The sequence below is a fragment of the Micromonospora sp. GCM10011541 genome (assembly GCF_042650725.1).
GTDB classification, from domain to species: Bacteria; Actinomycetota; Actinomycetes; order Mycobacteriales; family Micromonosporaceae; genus Micromonospora; species Micromonospora sicca.
In genome coordinates, this window is the sequence record NZ_JBHSBP010000047.1 from 31,808 (window position 1) to 48,990 (window position 17,183).

At 74.6% G+C, this 17,183-nt stretch carries 13 protein-coding genes; 10 read left to right on the forward strand and 3 right to left on the reverse strand.

Going from position 1 to position 17,183, the window contains the following annotated elements:
- Positions 1 to 26 precede the first annotated feature (26 nt).
- The 5 genes from ACFOYX_RS16755 to ACFOYX_RS16775 all read left to right on the forward strand — a co-directional run bounded on the left by ACFOYX_RS16755 (position 27) and on the right by ACFOYX_RS16775 (position 8,224).
- Complete coding sequence (locus tag ACFOYX_RS16755) at positions 27 to 2,120, forward strand: maltotransferase domain-containing protein (RefSeq protein ID WP_322442772.1); 2,094 nt, start codon at positions 27 to 29, stop codon at positions 2,118 to 2,120.
- Complete coding sequence (gene glgB, locus ACFOYX_RS16760; protein ID WP_322442771.1) at positions 2,108 to 4,219, forward strand: 1,4-alpha-glucan branching protein GlgB; 2,112 nt, start codon at positions 2,108 to 2,110, stop codon at positions 4,217 to 4,219. Before ACFOYX_RS16755 ends, glgB begins: the two co-directional genes overlap by 13 nt.
- 61 nt (positions 4,220 to 4,280) lie before the next feature.
- Positions 4,281 to 5,768, forward strand: coding sequence for a M48 family metallopeptidase (locus ACFOYX_RS16765; RefSeq protein ID WP_322442770.1), 1,488 nt, complete (start codon positions 4,281 to 4,283; stop codon positions 5,766 to 5,768).
- A gap of 286 nt (positions 5,769 to 6,054) precedes the next feature.
- Entirely contained in the window at positions 6,055 to 7,374 is a 1,320-nt protein-coding gene (locus ACFOYX_RS16770; RefSeq protein WP_322442769.1) for a hypothetical protein, read from the forward strand.
- A gap of 289 nt (positions 7,375 to 7,663) precedes the next feature.
- Complete coding sequence (locus ACFOYX_RS16775) at positions 7,664 to 8,224, forward strand: isochorismatase family protein (RefSeq protein WP_322442768.1); 561 nt, start codon at positions 7,664 to 7,666, stop codon at positions 8,222 to 8,224.
- 34 nt (positions 8,225 to 8,258) lie between these two features.
- Here ACFOYX_RS16775 and ACFOYX_RS16780 read toward each other — a convergent pair whose 3' ends face one another.
- The gene (locus ACFOYX_RS16780) at positions 8,259 to 9,299 is read right to left on the reverse strand and encodes a phosphatase domain-containing protein (protein ID WP_322442767.1); all 1,041 of its coding nucleotides are present in this window, start codon (positions 9,297 to 9,299) and stop codon (positions 8,259 to 8,261) included.
- A 130-nt stretch (positions 9,300 to 9,429) separates the two neighbouring features.
- Between ACFOYX_RS16780 and ACFOYX_RS16785 the strand changes: the two genes are divergently transcribed.
- The 4 genes from ACFOYX_RS16785 to ACFOYX_RS16800 all read left to right on the forward strand — a co-directional run bounded on the left by ACFOYX_RS16785 (position 9,430) and on the right by ACFOYX_RS16800 (position 13,688).
- Complete coding sequence (locus tag ACFOYX_RS16785) at positions 9,430 to 11,070, forward strand: ArnT family glycosyltransferase (protein ID WP_377534112.1); 1,641 nt, start codon at positions 9,430 to 9,432, stop codon at positions 11,068 to 11,070.
- Between the two features lie 22 nt (positions 11,071 to 11,092).
- On the forward strand, positions 11,093 to 11,890 hold the full coding sequence (yaaA, locus tag ACFOYX_RS16790; protein WP_322442765.1) for a peroxide stress protein YaaA: 798 nt from the start codon (positions 11,093 to 11,095) through the stop codon (positions 11,888 to 11,890).
- Positions 11,891 to 11,985: 95 nt separating this feature from the next.
- Positions 11,986 to 12,648, forward strand: coding sequence for a hypothetical protein (locus ACFOYX_RS16795; protein WP_322442764.1), 663 nt, complete (start codon positions 11,986 to 11,988; stop codon positions 12,646 to 12,648).
- A gap of 80 nt (positions 12,649 to 12,728) precedes the next feature.
- Positions 12,729 to 13,688 carry a TAXI family TRAP transporter solute-binding subunit gene (locus tag ACFOYX_RS16800; protein ID WP_322442763.1) on the forward strand — a complete coding sequence of 320 codons (960 nt, stop codon included), beginning with the start codon at positions 12,729 to 12,731 and terminating at the stop codon, positions 13,686 to 13,688.
- Here the strand turns inward: ACFOYX_RS16800 and ACFOYX_RS16805 are convergent.
- Positions 13,685 to 15,124: a HAMP domain-containing sensor histidine kinase gene (locus tag ACFOYX_RS16805; RefSeq protein WP_322442762.1), complete on the reverse strand. Its 1,440-nt coding sequence runs from the start codon at positions 15,122 to 15,124 to the stop codon at positions 13,685 to 13,687. The two genes, ACFOYX_RS16800 and ACFOYX_RS16805, sit on opposite strands and share 4 nt — an antisense overlap.
- 9 nt (positions 15,125 to 15,133) lie before the next feature.
- Positions 15,134 to 15,790: a response regulator transcription factor gene (locus ACFOYX_RS16810; RefSeq protein ID WP_322442761.1), complete on the reverse strand. Its 657-nt coding sequence runs from the start codon at positions 15,788 to 15,790 to the stop codon at positions 15,134 to 15,136.
- A gap of 122 nt (positions 15,791 to 15,912) precedes the next feature.
- On the opposite strand from ACFOYX_RS16810, the gene ACFOYX_RS16815 reads away from it, so the two are divergent.
- Positions 15,913 to 17,178, forward strand: a complete 1,266-nt coding sequence (locus ACFOYX_RS16815) for a glycosyltransferase family 39 protein (protein WP_322442760.1) — start codon at positions 15,913 to 15,915, stop codon at positions 17,176 to 17,178.
- The last annotated feature ends 5 nt before the right edge of the window (positions 17,179 to 17,183 follow it).

The window sequence follows — 17,183 nt, forward strand, 5'->3', positions numbered from 1 at the left end:
CCGATCTCGGGCAGTAGGTTGACGGGGTGACTGGACGGTTCCCGATCGAAGACGTCTCCCCCGTCGTCTCCTGCGGTCGCTACCCGGCCAAGGCGGTGGTCGGGGAACTCGTGCCGGTGTCCGCCCGGGCCTACCGGGAGGGCCACGACGCGCTCGGCTGCAACGTGGTCTGGCTCGGCCCGGACGGCGCGGCCCGCCCGTTCACCCGGATGCGCCCCGGCGAGCCCGGGCAGGACCGCTGGCACGCCACCATCCGGCCCGACGCGGTCGGCGACTGGGTGTTCACCGTCGAGGCCTTCAAGGACCCGTACCTGACCTGGCAGAACGCGGTCACCAAGAAGATCGCCGCCGGCCAGGGCGCGGCCGAGCTGGCCAACGACCTGGCCGAGGGCGCCCGGGTGCTGGAGGCGGCGCTCGAGCTGGTCCCGGCCGTCGACCGGAAGCGGGTCCGCGCGGCGGCGACGGCGCTGCGCGACGCCAGGCTTCCGCTGCCCCGGCGGGTCGCCCCCGCCCTCGACCTGGCCGACCTGCTCTGGGACCACCCGGTCCGGGAGCTGGTCACCACCGGCGAGGAGCACCGGCTCTGGGTGGACCGCCCCCGGGCGCTCTTCTCCGCCTGGTACGAGTTCTTCCCCCGCTCCGAGGGCGCCGTCCCGGCCACCGTCGACGCCCCGGCGCGGTCCGGCACCTTCGCCACCGCGACGGACCGGCTGCCCGGCGTCGCCGCCATGGGCTTCGACGTGCTCTACCTGCCGCCGATCCACCCGATCGGCCGGGTCAACCGCAAGGGCCGCAACAACTCGCTCACCGCCGGGCCGGACGACGTCGGCTCGCCGTGGGCGATCGGCGCCGCCGAGGGCGGCCACGACGCCATCCACCCCGACCTGGGTACGCCGGCGGACTTCCGCGAGTTCATCGCCGCCGCCGCCGAGCAGGGCCTGGAGGTGGCGATGGACCTGGCGTTGCAGTGCGCCCCGGACCACCCCTGGGTGACCGAGCACCCGGAGTGGTTCACCACCCGGGCCGACGGCAGCATCGCGTACGCGGAGAACCCGCCGAAGAAGTACCAGGACATCTACCCGCTGAACTTCGACAACGACCCGGAGGGCATCCGGGCCGAGGTGCTGCGGGTGGTGCTGCACTGGGTCGGCGAGGGCATCCGGATCTTCCGGGTGGACAACCCGCACACCAAGCCGTTCGACTTCTGGCACTGGCTGATCCGGGAGGTGAAGAAGGTCGACCCGGACGTGCTGTTCCTGGCCGAGGCGTTCACCCGGCCGGCGATCATGCACGGGCTCGGCAAGATCGGCTTCACCCAGTCGTACACCTACTTCACCTGGCGCACGTCGGCGGCCGAGATGCGGGCGTACTGCGAGGAACTGGTCGCCGCGGCCGACTACATGCGACCGAACTTCTGGCCCAACACCCCGGACATCCTGCACGAGTCGTTGCAGCACGGCGGCCCGCCGATGTTCAAGATCCGGGCGGTGCTGGCCGCGCTGCTCTCCCCGTCCTGGGGCATCTACGCCGGCTACGAGCTCTTCGAGCACGTCGCCCGCCCCGGCGCCGAGGAGTACCTGGACAACGAGAAGTACGAGCTGCGCCCCCGGGACTGGGCGGGCGCCCAGGCGCACGGCCGGTCCCTCGCGCCCTTCATCGCCACCCTCAACCGGGTCCGCCGGGACAACCCGGCCCTGCACCAGCTGCGTAACCTGCGCTTCCACGACATCGACAACCCGGCGCTGCTCTGCTGGTCAAAGCACGACCCGGAGACGGGCAACACGGTGATCGGGATCTGCTCGTTCGACTCGCACACGGTCCAGTGGGGCAACACCACGCTGGACATGCCGGCGCTCGGCTTCGACTGGCACGAGCGGTTCACCGTGCGCGACGAGCTGACCGGCGCCAGCTACGACTGGGGCCAGCGCAACGCGGTCCGGCTCGACCCGTACCTGCAGCCCGCACACGTGCTGACGGTCCGCCGCCCGGCCGCGACCGGCCCGGAACCGGCCGTGCCGGCGGCGCCGCAGCTGACCGTCGAAGACGTACCCGCCGACCTCTCGGGCGGCACCGCCCCGACCGCACCGGCTGCGAAGGACGACGCACGATGGACCAGCTGATCGCCGGCGAGACGCATGACCCGCACGCCGTCCTCGGCGCGCACCCCGCCGACGGGCGCACCACCATCCGCACCATGCGCCGGGGCGCCGCCGAGGTGGCGATCCTCGTCGGCGACGAGCGGCACCCGACGAAGCGGGTGCACGACGTCGGCGTCTTCGAGACCGTCGTGCCGGGCACGGTGCTCGACTACCGGGTCGAGGTGGACGGCGCCACCCACGACGACCCGTACCGCTACCCGCCCACCCTCGGGGATCTTGACCTGCACCTGATCGGCGAGGGGCGGCACGAGCGGCTCTGGGAGGCGCTCGGCGCGCGGGTCTTCGACGAGGGCGTCGCGTTCACCGTCTGGGCGCCGAACGCGCGCGGGGTGCGGGTGGTCGGCGACTTCAGCGGCTGGGGGCCGGACGACGGCTGGCCGATGCGCTCCCTCGGTGCCAGCGGGGTGTGGGAGATCTTCGTGCCCGACGCGCACGTGGGCGCCCGCTACAAGTACCGCGTCCTCGGCGCCGACGGGCACTGGCGGGACAAGGCCGACCCCCTCGCGGCGTACGCGGAGGTGCCGCCGGCCACCGCCTCGGTGGTGCACCACTCCACGTACGAGTGGTCCGACGCGCTCTGGCTGGAGCGGCGGGCGCGGCGGGCCCCGCACCAGGAGCCGATGAGCGTCTACGAGGTGCACCTCGGCTCGTGGCGGCCGGGCCTCGGTTACCGGGAGCTGGCCGAGCAGCTCACGGCGTACGTCACGGAGATGGGCTTCACCCACGTCGAGTTCCTGCCGGTGATGGAGCACCCGTTCGGCGGCTCCTGGGGCTACCAGGTGACCGGCTACTACGCACCGACGTCCCGCTTCGGCGACCCGGACGACTTCCGCCACCTGGTGGACCGGCTGCACCAGGCCGGCATCGGCGTCATCCTGGACTGGGTGCCCGCACACTTCCCGAAGGACGAGTGGGCCCTCGCCCGCTTCGACGGCACCCCGCTCTACGAGCACCCCGACCCGCGCCGCGGCGAGCACCCCGACTGGGGTACGTACGTCTTCGACTTCGGCCGCCGCGAGGTGCGCAACTTCCTCGTCGCCAACGCCCTCTACTGGCTGGCGGAGTTCCACGTCGACGGGCTGCGGGTCGACGCGGTCGCCTCGATGCTCTACCTCGACTACTCCCGCCAGGAGGGGCAGTGGGCTCCCAACGTGCACGGCGGCCGGGAGAACCTGGAGGCGATCGCCTTCCTCCAGGAGGTGAACGCCACCGTCTACAAGCACCACGCCGGGGTGGTGATGGTCGCCGAGGAGTCCACCGCCTGGCCGGGCGTCACCCGCCCCACCGCCGAGGGCGGGCTGGGCTTCGGCTTCAAGTGGAACATGGGCTGGATGCACGACACCCTGCTCTACGCCTCGAAGGACCCGATCTACCGGCAGCATCACCACCACCAGCTCACCTTCTCCCTGGCGTACGCCTGGAGCGAGAACTACGTGCTGCCGATCAGCCACGACGAGGTGGTGCACGGCAAGGGCTCGCTGGTCGGCAAGATGCCCGGCGACACCTGGCAGAAGCTGGCCAACGTGCGGGCGCTGCTGGCGTACATGTGGGCGCACCCGGGCAAGCAGTTGCTCTTCATGGGCTGCGAGCTGGCCGACGACCGGGAGTGGAGCGAGGAACGCGGCCTCGACTGGTACCTCACCCACGACCCGGCCCGGGCCGGCGTGCAGCGTCTCGTGGCCGACCTCAACGCCGCGTACCGGGCCACCCCGGCGCTCTGGGCGCAGGACACCGAGCCGTCCGGGTTCCGCTGGATCGCCGGGGACGACGTCGCCAACAACACCGTCTCGTTCATCCGGATCGCCCCGGACGGCGCGACCCTGGTCTGCGTGGCGAACTTCTCCGCCCTGCCGCTCGAGGACTACCGGGTCGGCCTGCCGGCCGGCGGCACCTGGACCGAGATGATCAACACCGACGCGCACCACTACGGCGGCTCGGGGGTGGGCAACCTCGGCGCGGTGCATGCCCAGGACGTTCCCTGGCACGGGATGGTCGCCTCGGCGCCGCTGCGGGTGCCCCCGCTCGGCGTGCTCTGGCTGCGCCGCGACGAGCGTCCGTAAGGGTCTTGCCCTCGATCCTCCCCCGTCGTTAGCCTGACCGGCGCAACGGGGGAGGAAGTCCATGAGGACGTCGCTGCGGGCGCTGCTGTCCGTCGTCATGCTCGTCGGGTTCTACGTGTTCGCCTTCGGGCTGGTGGTGGCGCTCTGCGCGTTCGGGTTCCAGGCGGGCACCGACCGCGACGGCAACGGGACGCTGACGTTCCGGCCCTTCGTGGTCGGCGGCGCCATCGTCCTGCTGGCGGCGCTGGTGGCGGCCCTGGGCAAGGTCCTGACCGCCCGTCCGGCGTCTCCGACGGGGATCCGGCTCACCCCCGAGCGGGCCCCGCAGCTCTGGACGCTGGTCCAGGAGTTGGCCGCCCGAGCGGAAACCCGCCCGCCGGACGAGATCCGGCTGGTCGCCGAGGCCAACGCGGGCGTGTCGGAGGATTCCCGGCTGCTGGGTCTGGTGCCGGGCTGGCGCACGCTGGTGATCGGGATGCCGCTGCTGCGGTCGTACACGGTGGACCAGTTGCGGGCGGTGCTCGCGCACGAGATGGGTCACTACTCGGGACGGCACACCGCGACCGCCCGGCTCGCCCACCGCGGCCGGATGGTCGTGGTGGAGACCGTCCAGCACACCACGGACGGGCTGCTCCGCGCCGTCCTCTCCGGCTACGCCCGGCTGTACGTGGGCGTCGAGCAGGGCGTCAGTCGGCAGCTGGAGTTCGAGGCGGACCGCGCCGCCGTCGCCAGCGCCGGGCGGGAGGCGATGGTCAGCGCCCTGCGCGAGACCCGCGTCGTGGGGACGGCCTGGGACGCGTACCTGGAGCGGCATCTGCTGCCCGCGTACGACCGGGGGCACCTGCCGGAGGACGTCTTCGGCGGGTTCGACGCCTTCCTGGCGGAGTGCCGGGCGGAGCTGACCGGGCGCAGCGTCGAGGTGGCGCCGGCGGAGCCGGCCTGGTGGGAGTCGCACCCGCCGATCGGCGCCCGGATCGCCGCGCTGCGGTTCGTGCCGGACGTGTCGGTGCGGGCGGACGGCAGACCCGCGACGGTACTGGTTCCCGAGCTGGCCGCGGCGAGTCGGCAACTCCAGGCGGGCGTCTTCGATCGGGCCGGGATCCGGCTGCTGCCCTGGGACCAGCTCACCCCGACGCTCGCCGACCAGGCCGCCCGCGGGCTGGCCCACCCGCTGTTCCAGGCGGCGACCCGACTCACCGGCCGCGCGCACGCGGGCCTCGATCTGCTGCTGGACCTGTTCGCCGCCGACCGGTACGCCGACCTGGCCCGGGCGCTCGCCCCGGACGCCGGCGGCGAGGACGGCCTGCGGGAGTTGACCGCGGCCTTCGAGGGTGCGGTGGAGGCCGCGGCGGTGGAGTCGGGCGCGGCCGCCTGGCGGCACTCCTGGTCCGGCCCGCCAGAGCTGCTCACCCGTGCCGGGGAGCCGCTGCCGCTCGACGAGTTGGTGGAGCTGGCCGCCGATCCGCTCACGGTGCCCGCCGCCCGGGAGCGCCTCGCGGTGCTCGGAATCCGGGTGTCGGCCGAACCCGCGTCCCCGGCCCCCGCGTAGCGGAGGCCACCCGGCGCCGGTCGACGCACCGGCCCACTTCCCGTCTCTTGATCCACTCCAGGTCGCCGATCCGGCGGCATGGCGGCCTGGCGGATACCGCCAGGTCGCGGGACTGGCCGCTACGATCCCGCACGCCGGCGCGGAGAGTGACCAATCCAGCGGGCCAGGAATACGCTGCGTCGAACGTTCAGCCCCGATCGCCGTCCCCCGTGAACGGTGCCGGCCGTCCGCCCGTACCGCTGGACGGATGCCGGACACCCGTGAACGACGAGGCGGAGGAGCTTCGATGGCGTGGAGCAGGGGCACAACCAGGAGACGCGGGACGGCGGCTTCGTCCTGGAACCGGAAGATCGCCGGCGGGGTCGCGCTGGCGTTGACCGCCGGCGCGGCCTTCGCGGTGGCCACCGGGACGGGCCAAGCGGCGGAGAACTGCCAGGGCCTGGACACGGCCCTGCGCAACAACCTGACCTTCATCGCCGACCAGCGGCGGAACCCGGACGCGAACTCGGCGGCCCGGATCGCCAACCGGCAGGCCGTGGTCGACCTCATCCAGCAGCGCCGGGCGGCGGCCGGCTGCGCCGCGACCGTGGACGTGGCCGGGGCGGCCTGTCCGAGCGTCCCGTGGGAGGCGGCCATGTCGACGCAGTTGAACCAGGCGTGGGCGATCACGCAGGAGATGAGCGGTGAGCAGTCGGGTCAACTGGTCGATCGTGCGGCCACCGAAGCCCGGGTGAAGCGGCTCGCCGGGCTCGTCGACGGTATCCGGAGCGTCGCGCAGGGCGCCGCCCAGGCCGGCGCGCCCCAGGGCGGCGGCGCGGCCCAGAACGACGGCGCGGGGGAGGCTGCCGGCATCATCAACGCGATCGGCGGTCTGATCGGACAGATCGCCGGCATCATCCAGGCGGCCCGGCAGCCAGCCGCGGCCGAGCAGGCGGGCGCCGCCCAGCAGGGTGACGCTCAGCAGGACGCCGGTCAGCAGGCAGGCGAGGAGCAGGGCGCAACCGGCCAGCAGGCCGGCGGGCAGGAGGCCGGCGGCGGGTACGGCCAGCAGGCCGACAACGGCGCGGCCGAGCAGGAGGCCGGGCAGCAGAACGCCGGCGGCCAGCAGGCGGGCAACGGAAGTGGGCGGATCGCCAATCGGCTCAAGCAGATCCGGGAACGCATCCAGCAGTTGCGGGCGATCGCGCAGCAGGTGCGTGAGGCCCGCCAGGCCGCCCGGGACGAACGCGCCGTCCAGGGCAACGGCAACGCTCAGGGCACCGGCAACGCACAGGGCAAGGGCCAGGGTCAGGGCGACGCGCAAGGTCAGGGCAAGGGCAACGCGGCTCAGGGCGGTGGCGCGGCGGGGAACGACGGCGGCGACTCCTACATGGTCGCCGACCCCAGCCTGCCGGGCTGCGCGAGCGCCCCCGCCGACCCGGGGCAGGCGGCCGGCTCCGCCGGCGCGGACCAGCACGGCGCCGGCCAGCAGGCCGGCCCGGGCGACGCCGGCGACGACCAGCAGGCCGGCAACGGCATGGCCGGTGACGGCGCGCAGAACGGCGGCCTGGACGCCGGTGCCGGCATGGACGCCGACGGCGCCCTGGTCGGCGGCGGCGCGAACTAGGGGTACCCGGCCAGGAGGCCGACCCACCCGTCGAGCGGTTGACGTAGGGGAACCGCCGGGCGGCGTGCGCCTGTCGACGGCGCACGCCGCCCGGAGGTTCCCCGGACCGACGCTCACGCTCGTCCGACTGGTCACGGCCGTCGCCCGCCGGGCGACCGGGCTGCCGTCAGGGAGTGATCGTGGCAAGGACCGCTGGCGTCCGGAAGGGGCCGACCATCGCCGCGCCTTGTTGTCGGTGGGTAGGTCTAGCGTCGGTGGTCGCAGGAGACCAGCGCGCTAAGGAGACACCGTGACCACACTCGAGAACCGGCCGAACACCGCACTCCTCGTCGTCGACGTGCAGAACGGCGTCGTCGAGGGGGCGCACGAGCGCGACACGGTCGTGGCGAACGTCGGCAGCCTGGTCGAGAAGGCGCGGCGGGAACAGGTACCGGTTGTCTGGGTCCAGCACTCCGACCACCATCTCGTGAGAGGAAGCGACGCCTGGCGGATCGCCCCCGAGCTGAAGCCGGGCGACGCCGAGCCGCTGGTCGAGAAGAGCTACGGCGACTCCTTCGAGGACACCACCCTCGAGACCGTGCTGTCGGGCCTCGGGGTCGGCCGACTCGTCGTCGTCGGCGCGGAGACCGACGCGTGCGTCCGCTCGACGCTCCACGGCGCCTTCACCCGGGGGTACGACGCGACCCTGGTCGGCGACGCGCACACGGCCGGGGACAAGACGGCATGGGGGGCGCCGCCGCCGGACCAGGTCATCGCGCACACCAACCTGTACTGGGCCTATCAGACTGCGCCGGGGCGGACGGCCGGGACGGTCGACACCCGGGATGTCGACTTCGGCGGCGCCTCCTGACGCCGGGCACCGCGGAGGCGGGTCGGGCCGTACGTCAGACCAGGCCCGCGTCCCGCAACAGCTTCCACAGGCCGGCGCCGTCCGGCGCGGAGAGCCACTTCTGCCCGACCGGTCCGGCGGACGGGCGGCCCGCGGGCGCGGGCAGGCTGCCGGCGAGCACCGACTGGGTCGGTGACAGCCGGCGGATCGCCACCCCCGCCACGTTGTCCGGGTGGGCGGCGGCGAACTCGCGGTAGATCTCCTGGTCGTGCTGGCCGTCGTCGCCGATCAGCAACCACCGCACGTCGGGGAACTCGCGGGCCAGCCGGGCCAGGGTGGCGCGCTTGTGCTCCCGGCCGCTGCGGAACCAGCGGTCGGCCGTCGGACCCCAGTCGGTGAGCAGCAGCGGCCCGGCCGGGTACAGGTGCCGGGAGAGGAACCGGGTCAGCGTCGGGGCGACGTTCCACGCCCCGGTGGAGAGGTAGAAGACCGGCGCGCCGGGGTGGGCGGTGACCAGCCGCTCGTAGAGCACCGCCATCCCGGGCACCGCGGCCCGGGCGTGCTCGTCGAGGACGAAGGTGTTCCACGCGGCGAGCAGCGGGCGGGGCAGCGCGGTGACCATGACCGTGTCGTCGATGTCGGAGAGGATGCCGAACCGGACCTCGGGGTCGAGGATGCGGACCAGCGCCTCCGCCGGCTCGGCGTCGGGCACGCTGAGGCGTACGGAGGCCCAGCCGGGGGCGAAGTCGGCCTCGATGACGGTGTCGACGAAGCCGCTGCGGTCGGCGGTGGCCTCGTGTCGTACGCCGCCGGCCTCGATGGTGACGGTGGCGTGCTTGGCGGGCAGGGTGGCGAAGCTGCGCCAGCCACGTACCTTCTCCAACCGGCCGCGCTGACGGATGTCCGGGCGGCCGAGCAGCACCCGGCAGAGCACCCGCGCCCAGCCCGGGCCGCCGTAGCCGGCGTACGCGATGATGTTGACCCGCCACCCGGTGCGCCGCAGCCGACGTGCCACCAGGTTGTGCACGGCGTCCTCGATCCGCGCTGCCCGGTGCAGGTTCGGTACGGCCAGTTGGCCAGCGGCTGTGGGTGGCACGCTGCCACCCTGCCACACCCGGGCGAGGGCGGCCACGCGAGTGGGCCCGGGAACCGGCTCCGCCGATCCACCCCGCCGCCGGCGGTCACCGTGACAAACTGCGGTCGGGACGACGACGGGGGCGTTGGTCGTGTCGACACCAGTGCAGGACGGGCGGTGGCGCCCGACGCTCGACCGGCCGGCGCTCGTCGCGCTGCTGCTGGGGCTCGCGGGGGTCGGCTACCGGCTGGTCCTGACCCTGCTCACGCTGCCCGCCTCGAACAGCGACGAGGCGACGTTCGGCCTGGCCGCGCTGCACATCGCCGCCGGTCGGGACCGGCCGGTCTTCCTGTACGGCCAGCGCTACATGGGGATGCTGGAGTCCTATCTGGCGGCGCCCCTGATCGGGCTGGCCGGGCCGAGCTGGCCGGTACTGCGGCTGCCGCTGCTGGCGCTCTACGCGCTCTTCCTTTGGCTGATGTACCGCCTGACCCGCCGGCTGTTCTCCCCGTGGTTCGCCGTCCTGGTCGTCGGCCTGCTGGCGCTCGGCTCGGAGCGGGTGGTCCGGGACCAGCTCACCGTGGTCGGCGGCCGGCCCGAGGTGAAGCCGGCGGTGGTGGCGATGCTGCTGATCGCGGTGGCCCTCGCCGAGCGCCGGGTCCGGCACCGCTGGCTGGCCACCGGCCTGTTCGGGCTGCTCGCCGGGGTGTCGCTCTGGTCGGACTGGCTGATCGTGCCGTACCTGCTGGTGGCCGGGCTGTTGCTGGTCTGGGCCGCGCCCCGCGATCTGGTGGGCTGGCCGGGGGTGCTGCTGGTGGCCGGGTTCCTGCTCGGGGTGTCGCCGATGATCAAGGACAACCTGGTGGCCCCGGACGGGCAGGACTCGCTGTCGGTGTTCCGGGAGATCAGCACCAAGGCCGGGACGCCGCCGCCGTGGTCGGACCGGCTGCGCGGCGGGCTGCTGGAGGGAGTGCCGCTGGCCTCCGGGCTCTGCCCGATGGACGGCTGCGCCCGCTGGCAGCAGTGGTTCGGCCTGCTCTACCCGGTGCTGCTGGTGGCCGCCGCGGTGGCCGCCGCGGTCGCGTACCGGCGGGCCGCCCACCGGGCCGACCGGGTCCGGGCGGTCGCGCAACTCGCCCTGGTCGCCGGCGCCACGCTGACCCTGCTCGCGTACGTCCGCAGTCCGCTCGCCGCGACCGACCCGTTGGGCAACTCGCGCTACCTGTCGGTGCTGCAGATCTCCCTGCCGGCGGTGCTCTGGCCGCTGTGGCTGGCCGCGGTCCGCACCCGGCGGGGCGCGGCCGGGACGGCGGACCGGCCCCGGCGGGGCGGGGGCGCGGCCGCACGCTCGCTCGGCGGCGCGGTGGCGGTCGCCGCGCTGGTCGCGCTGACCGGCATCGCCCTGGCGGCCACCGGGCGTTTCGTCGCCGACGCCGGCTCGCTGCGCGCCGAGGAGCGGCACGCCCGCGAGCTGGCCGACGCGGTGCGCGGGGCCGGCCTGCGCGAGGTGTACGGCGACTACTGGACCTGCAACCGGCTGATCTTCAACACGGGCGAGACGGTGGTGTGCGGGGTCCTCGACGGCAACCTGACCCCGGGGCAGAACCGCTACCCGGCGTACTGGAAGCGGGTGGGCCGGGCGGACCGGCCGGGGTACGTGCTGGCGGTCGGGTCGTCGGCGGAGCGGGGGCTGCGCCGGCTGCTCGGCGACCGGGCCGACGCCGCGATGGTCACCGAGGTCGGCGGCTATCGCGTGTACCACCCGGAGGCGGCCGTCCGGCCGTGGCGCTGAACCCGGGCCGTACGCTGGCCGGGTGCTGATCCTGCTGCCGCCCTCCGAGGGGAAGGCCGACGCCGGCACCGGCCGGCGGCTCGCCCCGTCCCGGCTCTCCCTGCCGGAACTCACCGGCGCCCGGGAGGAGGTGCTGACCGCCCTGGTGGCGCTCTGCGCCGGCCCGGACGAGGCGGCGGCCCGGGCGGCGCTCGGCCTCAGCGAGGGGCAGCGCGGCGAGCTGCGCCGCAACGCCCGGCTGCGGGAGGCGGCCACCGCGCCGGCCGGCCGGATCTACACCGGGGTGCTCTACGAGGCGCTCGACCTGGCCACGCTGCCGCCCGCGGCGGAGCGGGCCGCCCGCCGGTCGGTGCTGATCAGTTCCGGCCTGTGGGGGGCCGTCCGGCTCACCGACCGGATCCCGCCGTACCGCTGCCCGGTCGGGGCGCGGCTGCCCGGGGTCGGCGCGTTGTCGGCGTACTGGCGGCGGGCCCTGGCCCCGGCGATGGTGGCGGCCGCCGGGGCGGGGCCGGTGCTGGACCTGCGTTCCGGGGCGTACGCGGCCACCTGGATGCCCCGGGGCGAGCTGGCCGCCCGGACGGTGACCGTCCGGGTGCTGCACGAGCGGACGGTCGACGGGGTGCCGACCCGCGCTGTGGTCAGCCACTTCAACAAGGCGACGAAGGGTCGCCTGGTCCGGGACCTGCTCACCGCCGGGGTCCGGCCGCGGACCGCCGACGGCCTGGTCGGCGCGCTTCGGGACCTCAAGTACACGGTCGAGGAACAGCCCGTGGCTTCAGGCCGCCCGCGCCAGCTCGACGTCGTGGTGACGGAGCTGTAGCCGCAAGTTTTGCTCAAGGCTGGCGCGCACCGGTTTCGCCGCACCGGCCACCGGGCCACGGTTAGGGGACCCCGACGCCGACAAGGAGCGGTCCGATGGCCCTCGAACCCACCACCCTGCTCGACCGGCCCCGCCTGCCGCCGGCACCGCCACCACTGGACTGGCTGACCCTGGCCGACGCGTTCGAGGTCGCCTGCCTGGTGCGCTGCACCCCGCCGCCGGCCACCGACGGCCGCCGACCGACCGTCGAGACGTACCGGGGCGGGGTCGCCGAGTTCAACCGGGAGGACGCGGCGCGCCGGATGCGGCAGCTGCTCGGCCGGCTCGACGTGCCGGTGGAGCACGAGCTGGCCACCGGCGGCCTGCGCCGCCGGTACGAGTTGCACCGGCTGACCGTGCCGCGGGAGCAGCGGTCGGCGTACGCGACGCTGCTGGAGGCCGGCTGGCGGCAGGGCCGCCGGGAACTGCTCGGCGGACCGGTGCCCGGTGCGTCGACCGCCCGGCGGGTGTGGCGGCCCCGGCTGGCCGCCGCCGCCTGGCGCTCGGCGCTGCTGGCCGGCGGCCGGCACGTCCGCCGGCACATCCTCGGTGTCCGGCTGATCGACCGGGAGCTGGCGGCGGTGCTGGTCCGCGGCGCCGCCCTGCTGGACGTCCCGGCGCTGCTCCGGCCGGGCGCCGGCTGCTTCGTGGTGAGCGTCGCGCACGGCCCGCACCGGGACCGGATCCTGGACAGCGTCGCCCTCGCCCGCGCCTGCTGACCCTCGGCCGGTCGCCCCCGCCGCCCGCGGACCCCAGGCGGGCTTGCGCGCGGCGGCGTGCACGGCGCACAGTGCAGCCCGTGAGCCGTAGCTGGTCTGTCCGCCGTCCGCGCCGGGCCGCCGCGCCGCTGATGGTGCTGATGCTGGTGACCGCGCTGGCCGGGATCGGCGGCTGCCGGGACGAACGCGCCGAGCCGGTGCGGATCCGGATCGCGACGGGCAGCCCGACCGCGGTCTACCACGCCTTCGGGCAGTCGCTGGCGGCCATCCTCAACCGGGAGCTGCCCGGGGTGCGGGCCAGCGTGGTGGTCACCGCCGCGTCCGCGCAGAACGTCCGGCTGGTCGGGTCCGGCGAGGCCGAACTGGGCTTCACCCAGGCCGACGTGCTGCCGACCGCGGCGCCGGAGCAGCCCGGCGTGCTCGCCGTGGCCCGGGTCTACGACGACCTGCTGCACCTGGTCACCACCGCCGGGACGCCGGTACGGACGCTGGCCGACCTGCGCGGGCGGCGGGTCTCGGTGGGCGCGGAGGGCTCCGGCACCGAGGTCACCGCCACCCGGCTGCTGGACGTGGCCCGGCTCGGCGGCGACGTGGTCCGCCAGGAGCACCTGAGCCTGGACGATTCGGTCGCCGCGCTGCGCGCCGGCCGGATCGACGCCTTCTTCTTCTCCGGCGGCCTGCCGGTCCGCGGCGTGGAGGAGCTGGCCAAGGCCACTGCCGTCCGGATCGTCGACCTGGGCGAGTGGACCGAGCCGCTGCGCCGCGGGTACGGGCAGGTCTACGTGACCCGGGACGTCCCCCGGTCGGTGTACGGGGTGCCACCGGTCAGCACGGTGGCGAACCCGAACTATCTGATCGTCCGCGCCGACCTGCCCGAGGCGCTGGTCCGCGAGGTGACCCGGCTGCTGATGGAGCGCCGGGCGGAGCTGGCCGCCGCGCATCCGGCCGCCGGCCGGATGAGCCCCCGCTCGGCGATCGTCACCACCCCGCTGCCGCTGCATTCCGGCGCCGCCGACTGGTACCGGGCGACCAAGCCCTAACCGGCGTCGGAGCCGACCGGCTCGACGGACTCGGTGTCGTCGGCGCCCACGGCGTCGACGCCGGCCTCGTCCGGGGCCGGGAACCACAGCTCCGCGACCAGCCCCCGGGGCTCCCCCGGCCGCATGGTGAGCCGGCCGTCCGAGGCGTCCACCAGCACCGCGACGATGGTCAACCCCAGCCCGGCGCCGTCGACGTTCTGCACGTCCGGGGCCCGCCAGAACCGCTCGGTGGCCTGGCCGAGCTGGCTCGCGGTCATGCCCGGGCCGGTGTCCCGCACCTCCAGCGCGGTGCCCCCGTCGGCCGGGCGGACGGTGACGGTGACCTCTCCCCCGTCGCCGCTGAACTTCACCGCGTTGTCGATCAACGCGTCGAGCGCCTGGTCGATGGCGGTGGGGACGGTCCGGGCGTACGCGGGGGCGTCGACCGTGACGAGCCGGAGGGCGACCGACCGGTGCCGGGCCAGCGGCTGCCAGGCGGTCACCCGGGAGGCGGCCAGCTCCACGGCGTCCACGGTGATCCGCTGGTTCTCCTCCCGTTCGGCCCGGGCCAGGGTGAGCAGCGCGTCGAGCACCCGGGCCAACCGGTCGGTCTCTTCCAGCGCCAGGCGGTGCTCGGCGCGGCCGTCCGGGTCGGTGAGGCTCGGCCCCAGCTCCTCCACCCGCAGCCGCAGCGCGGTCAGCGGGTTGCGCAGCTGGTGGCTGGCGTGCGCGACGAAGGCGCGCTGCCGGTCCATCACGTCGGAGACCGCGTCGGCCATGTTGTTGAAGCTCGCCGCCAGCCGGCGCAGCTCCGGCGGGCCCAGGCGCGGGCGGACCCGCGCGCCCCGGTCGCCCTCGGCGATCTCGTGGGTCACCGCGTCCAGCTCGGTGACCGGGCGCAGCACCCAGCCGGCCAGCCCGAACGCGGTGGACACGCAGGCCAGCACCGCGAGCAGGCCGATCCCGGCGAGCAGCAGCCACCAGGAGGTGACGGTACGCCGCACCCGGTCAACCGGGGTGGCGGTCACCACCGCGCCCAGCACCTCGCCGCCGTCGTTGATCGGGACCGCCACCACCACCGGCCCGTCCGCCCAGGGCCACACCGAATCGGGCCCGCTGAACTGCTGCCCGGCCAGCGCGGCGTCCAGCGCCGACGCGGTGCCGTGGCCGGGCTCCCAACTGGTGGAGGCGACCACCGTACGGCCGTCCCGATCGACCACGGCCGCGCCGATGCCGTACAGCTCGTCGTAGGCGCCCAGCTCACCGTCGAGCGGGCCGGGTACGCCGCCGCGCAGCGCCGGACCGGCCAGCGAGGCGAAGCGGGTGGCGTCGGCGAGCCGGTCGGCGCGGACCCGGTCGGTCTCGCGGCTGGCCAGGGTGGCCGCCAGCGGCGTCTCCAGCGCCAGCAGCACCAGCACCATCAGCAGCAGGTAGCTGATCACCAGCCGACGACGCACCGGGCCTCCTCACTCGCCGCGGAGCCGGTAGCCGACCCCGCGGACCGTCTCCACCAGGGTCGGGTCGCCGAGCTTGCCGCGCAGCGAGCCCACGTGCACCTCCACGGTGTGCCGGTCGGCCCAGGTGGTGCCCCAGACGTCGAGCAGGATCCGGTCCCGGGGCACGGCCACCCCGGGCTGCCGGGCGAGGGAGACCAGGATGTCGAACTCCTTGCGGGTGAGGGCGACCGGCCGACCGGCCACGCGCACCGTCCGCCCGGCCACGTCGATCCGGACCGGCCCGGCCTCGATCAGGTTCCGCTCCGGCACGGTGTGGGCGGCCCGGCGCAGCACCGCCTCGATCCGGGCCTGCAGCTCCACCATCGAGAAGGGCTTGACCACGTAGTCGTCGGCGCCGAGCCGCAGGCCGAGCACCCGGTCGCGTTCCTCGCCCCGGGCGGTCACCGCGATGATGCCGAGCTGGCTGCTGCGCCGGCGCAGTTCCCGGCACAGGTCCGTGCCGTCGCCGTCGGGCAGGGTCAGGTCGAGCAGCACCAGGTCGCATGGGGCGGCCGACAGGGCGGCGGCGACGGTGCCGGCGTGTTCCACCTCGTACCCGCGCCGGGTGAGCGCGGACGACAGGGCGGCGGCGACCCGACGGTCGTCCTCGACCAGGAGGATCCGCACCCGTGCCTCCCATTCCCTCGACGTGCTGCCCACGAATGGTGGCAGACGGGCCCGCGCGGTGGGAGTCCCCGCCCCGAACAGGTGCGGCGGGCAGCGGCGGGCGTAGGTTAAGGTCCTACCCTGTGTCCGCCATCTCCGCCGCGCCCCATGAGCCCGCCGCCGACGCCCGGCGCGACGCCGACGCCGACGCTCCGGCCGAAGACGTGACGCCCACCTCCGACGAGCCGGCCGCCGCGGCGGAACCGGCCGCGCCGGACAAGGCGACGCCAGCCTGGCGGCGCGTCCATCCGGTGGCCCTCGCGCTGGGGCTGTACGTCCTGCTCCGGGCCGTCGGGCTGCTCATCCTCTGGGCTTACGCGCACCGGAAGGGGATCGACTTCTGGCCGATGCTGCACAGCCGGTACGACGCCGTCTGGTACGCGCGGATCGCGGACGAGGGCTACGACCACGGGCTGGTTAACCACCTGCCCAGCGGCAAGCCGCGGATACCGAACCTGCCGTTCTTCCCGCTGTACCCGGGGCTGATCGCCGTCGTCGCCGCGCTCACCCCCTTCTCCACGCCGGTCAGCGCGCTGATCGTCTCCTGGACGGCCGGGCTCGCCGCCGCGTGGGGGCTCTACGCGGTCGGGCAGCACCTCGGCTCCCGCCGGGTCGGCCTGGTCCTGGTGGCCCTCTGGGCGACGCTGCCCCACGCGGTGGTGCTCAACATGGCGTACACCGAGACCCTCTTCACCGCGCTGGTCGCCTGGTCGTTGTACGCCCTGCTGCGCCGCCAGTGGGTGACCGCCGGCCTGCTCTGCGTCCTCGCCGGCCTGACCCGACCGACGGCGACCGCGCTGATCGCCGCCGTCGGCCTGACCGCCCTGGTGGCGATCATCCGGCGGCAGGACGGGTGGCGGCCGTGGGCGGCGGCGGCGCTCTCCCCGCTCGGCTACCTGGGCTACCTGGCCTGGGTCGGCCACCGGCTGGGCCGGCTCGACGGCTACTTCTACATGCAGAAGAAGACCTGGCTGATCGGCTTCGACGGCGGCGTCTACACGGTGCAGACGCTGGACCAGGTGCTGACCGAGCCGTCCCGGCTGGCCTTCTACATGTCGGCCCTGGTGATGGCCGTGGCGGCCATGCTCATCGTGCTGCTCGCCGTGCACCGCCACCCGCTGCCGGTGGTGGTCTACTCGGTGGTCTTCTGGCTCGTCACCGTCGGCACCTCGGGGTACTTCTACGCCAAGGGCCGCTATCTGGTGCCGGCGTTCACGGTGCTGCTCCCGATCGCCATGGCGTTGGGCCGGGCGCGCCGGCGGACGCAGGTGACCGTGCTGACCCTGCTGGTGCTGATCTCCGGGTACTACGGGGCGTACCTGTGCATCATCTGGCGGTCGTCGCCGTAGCGTCG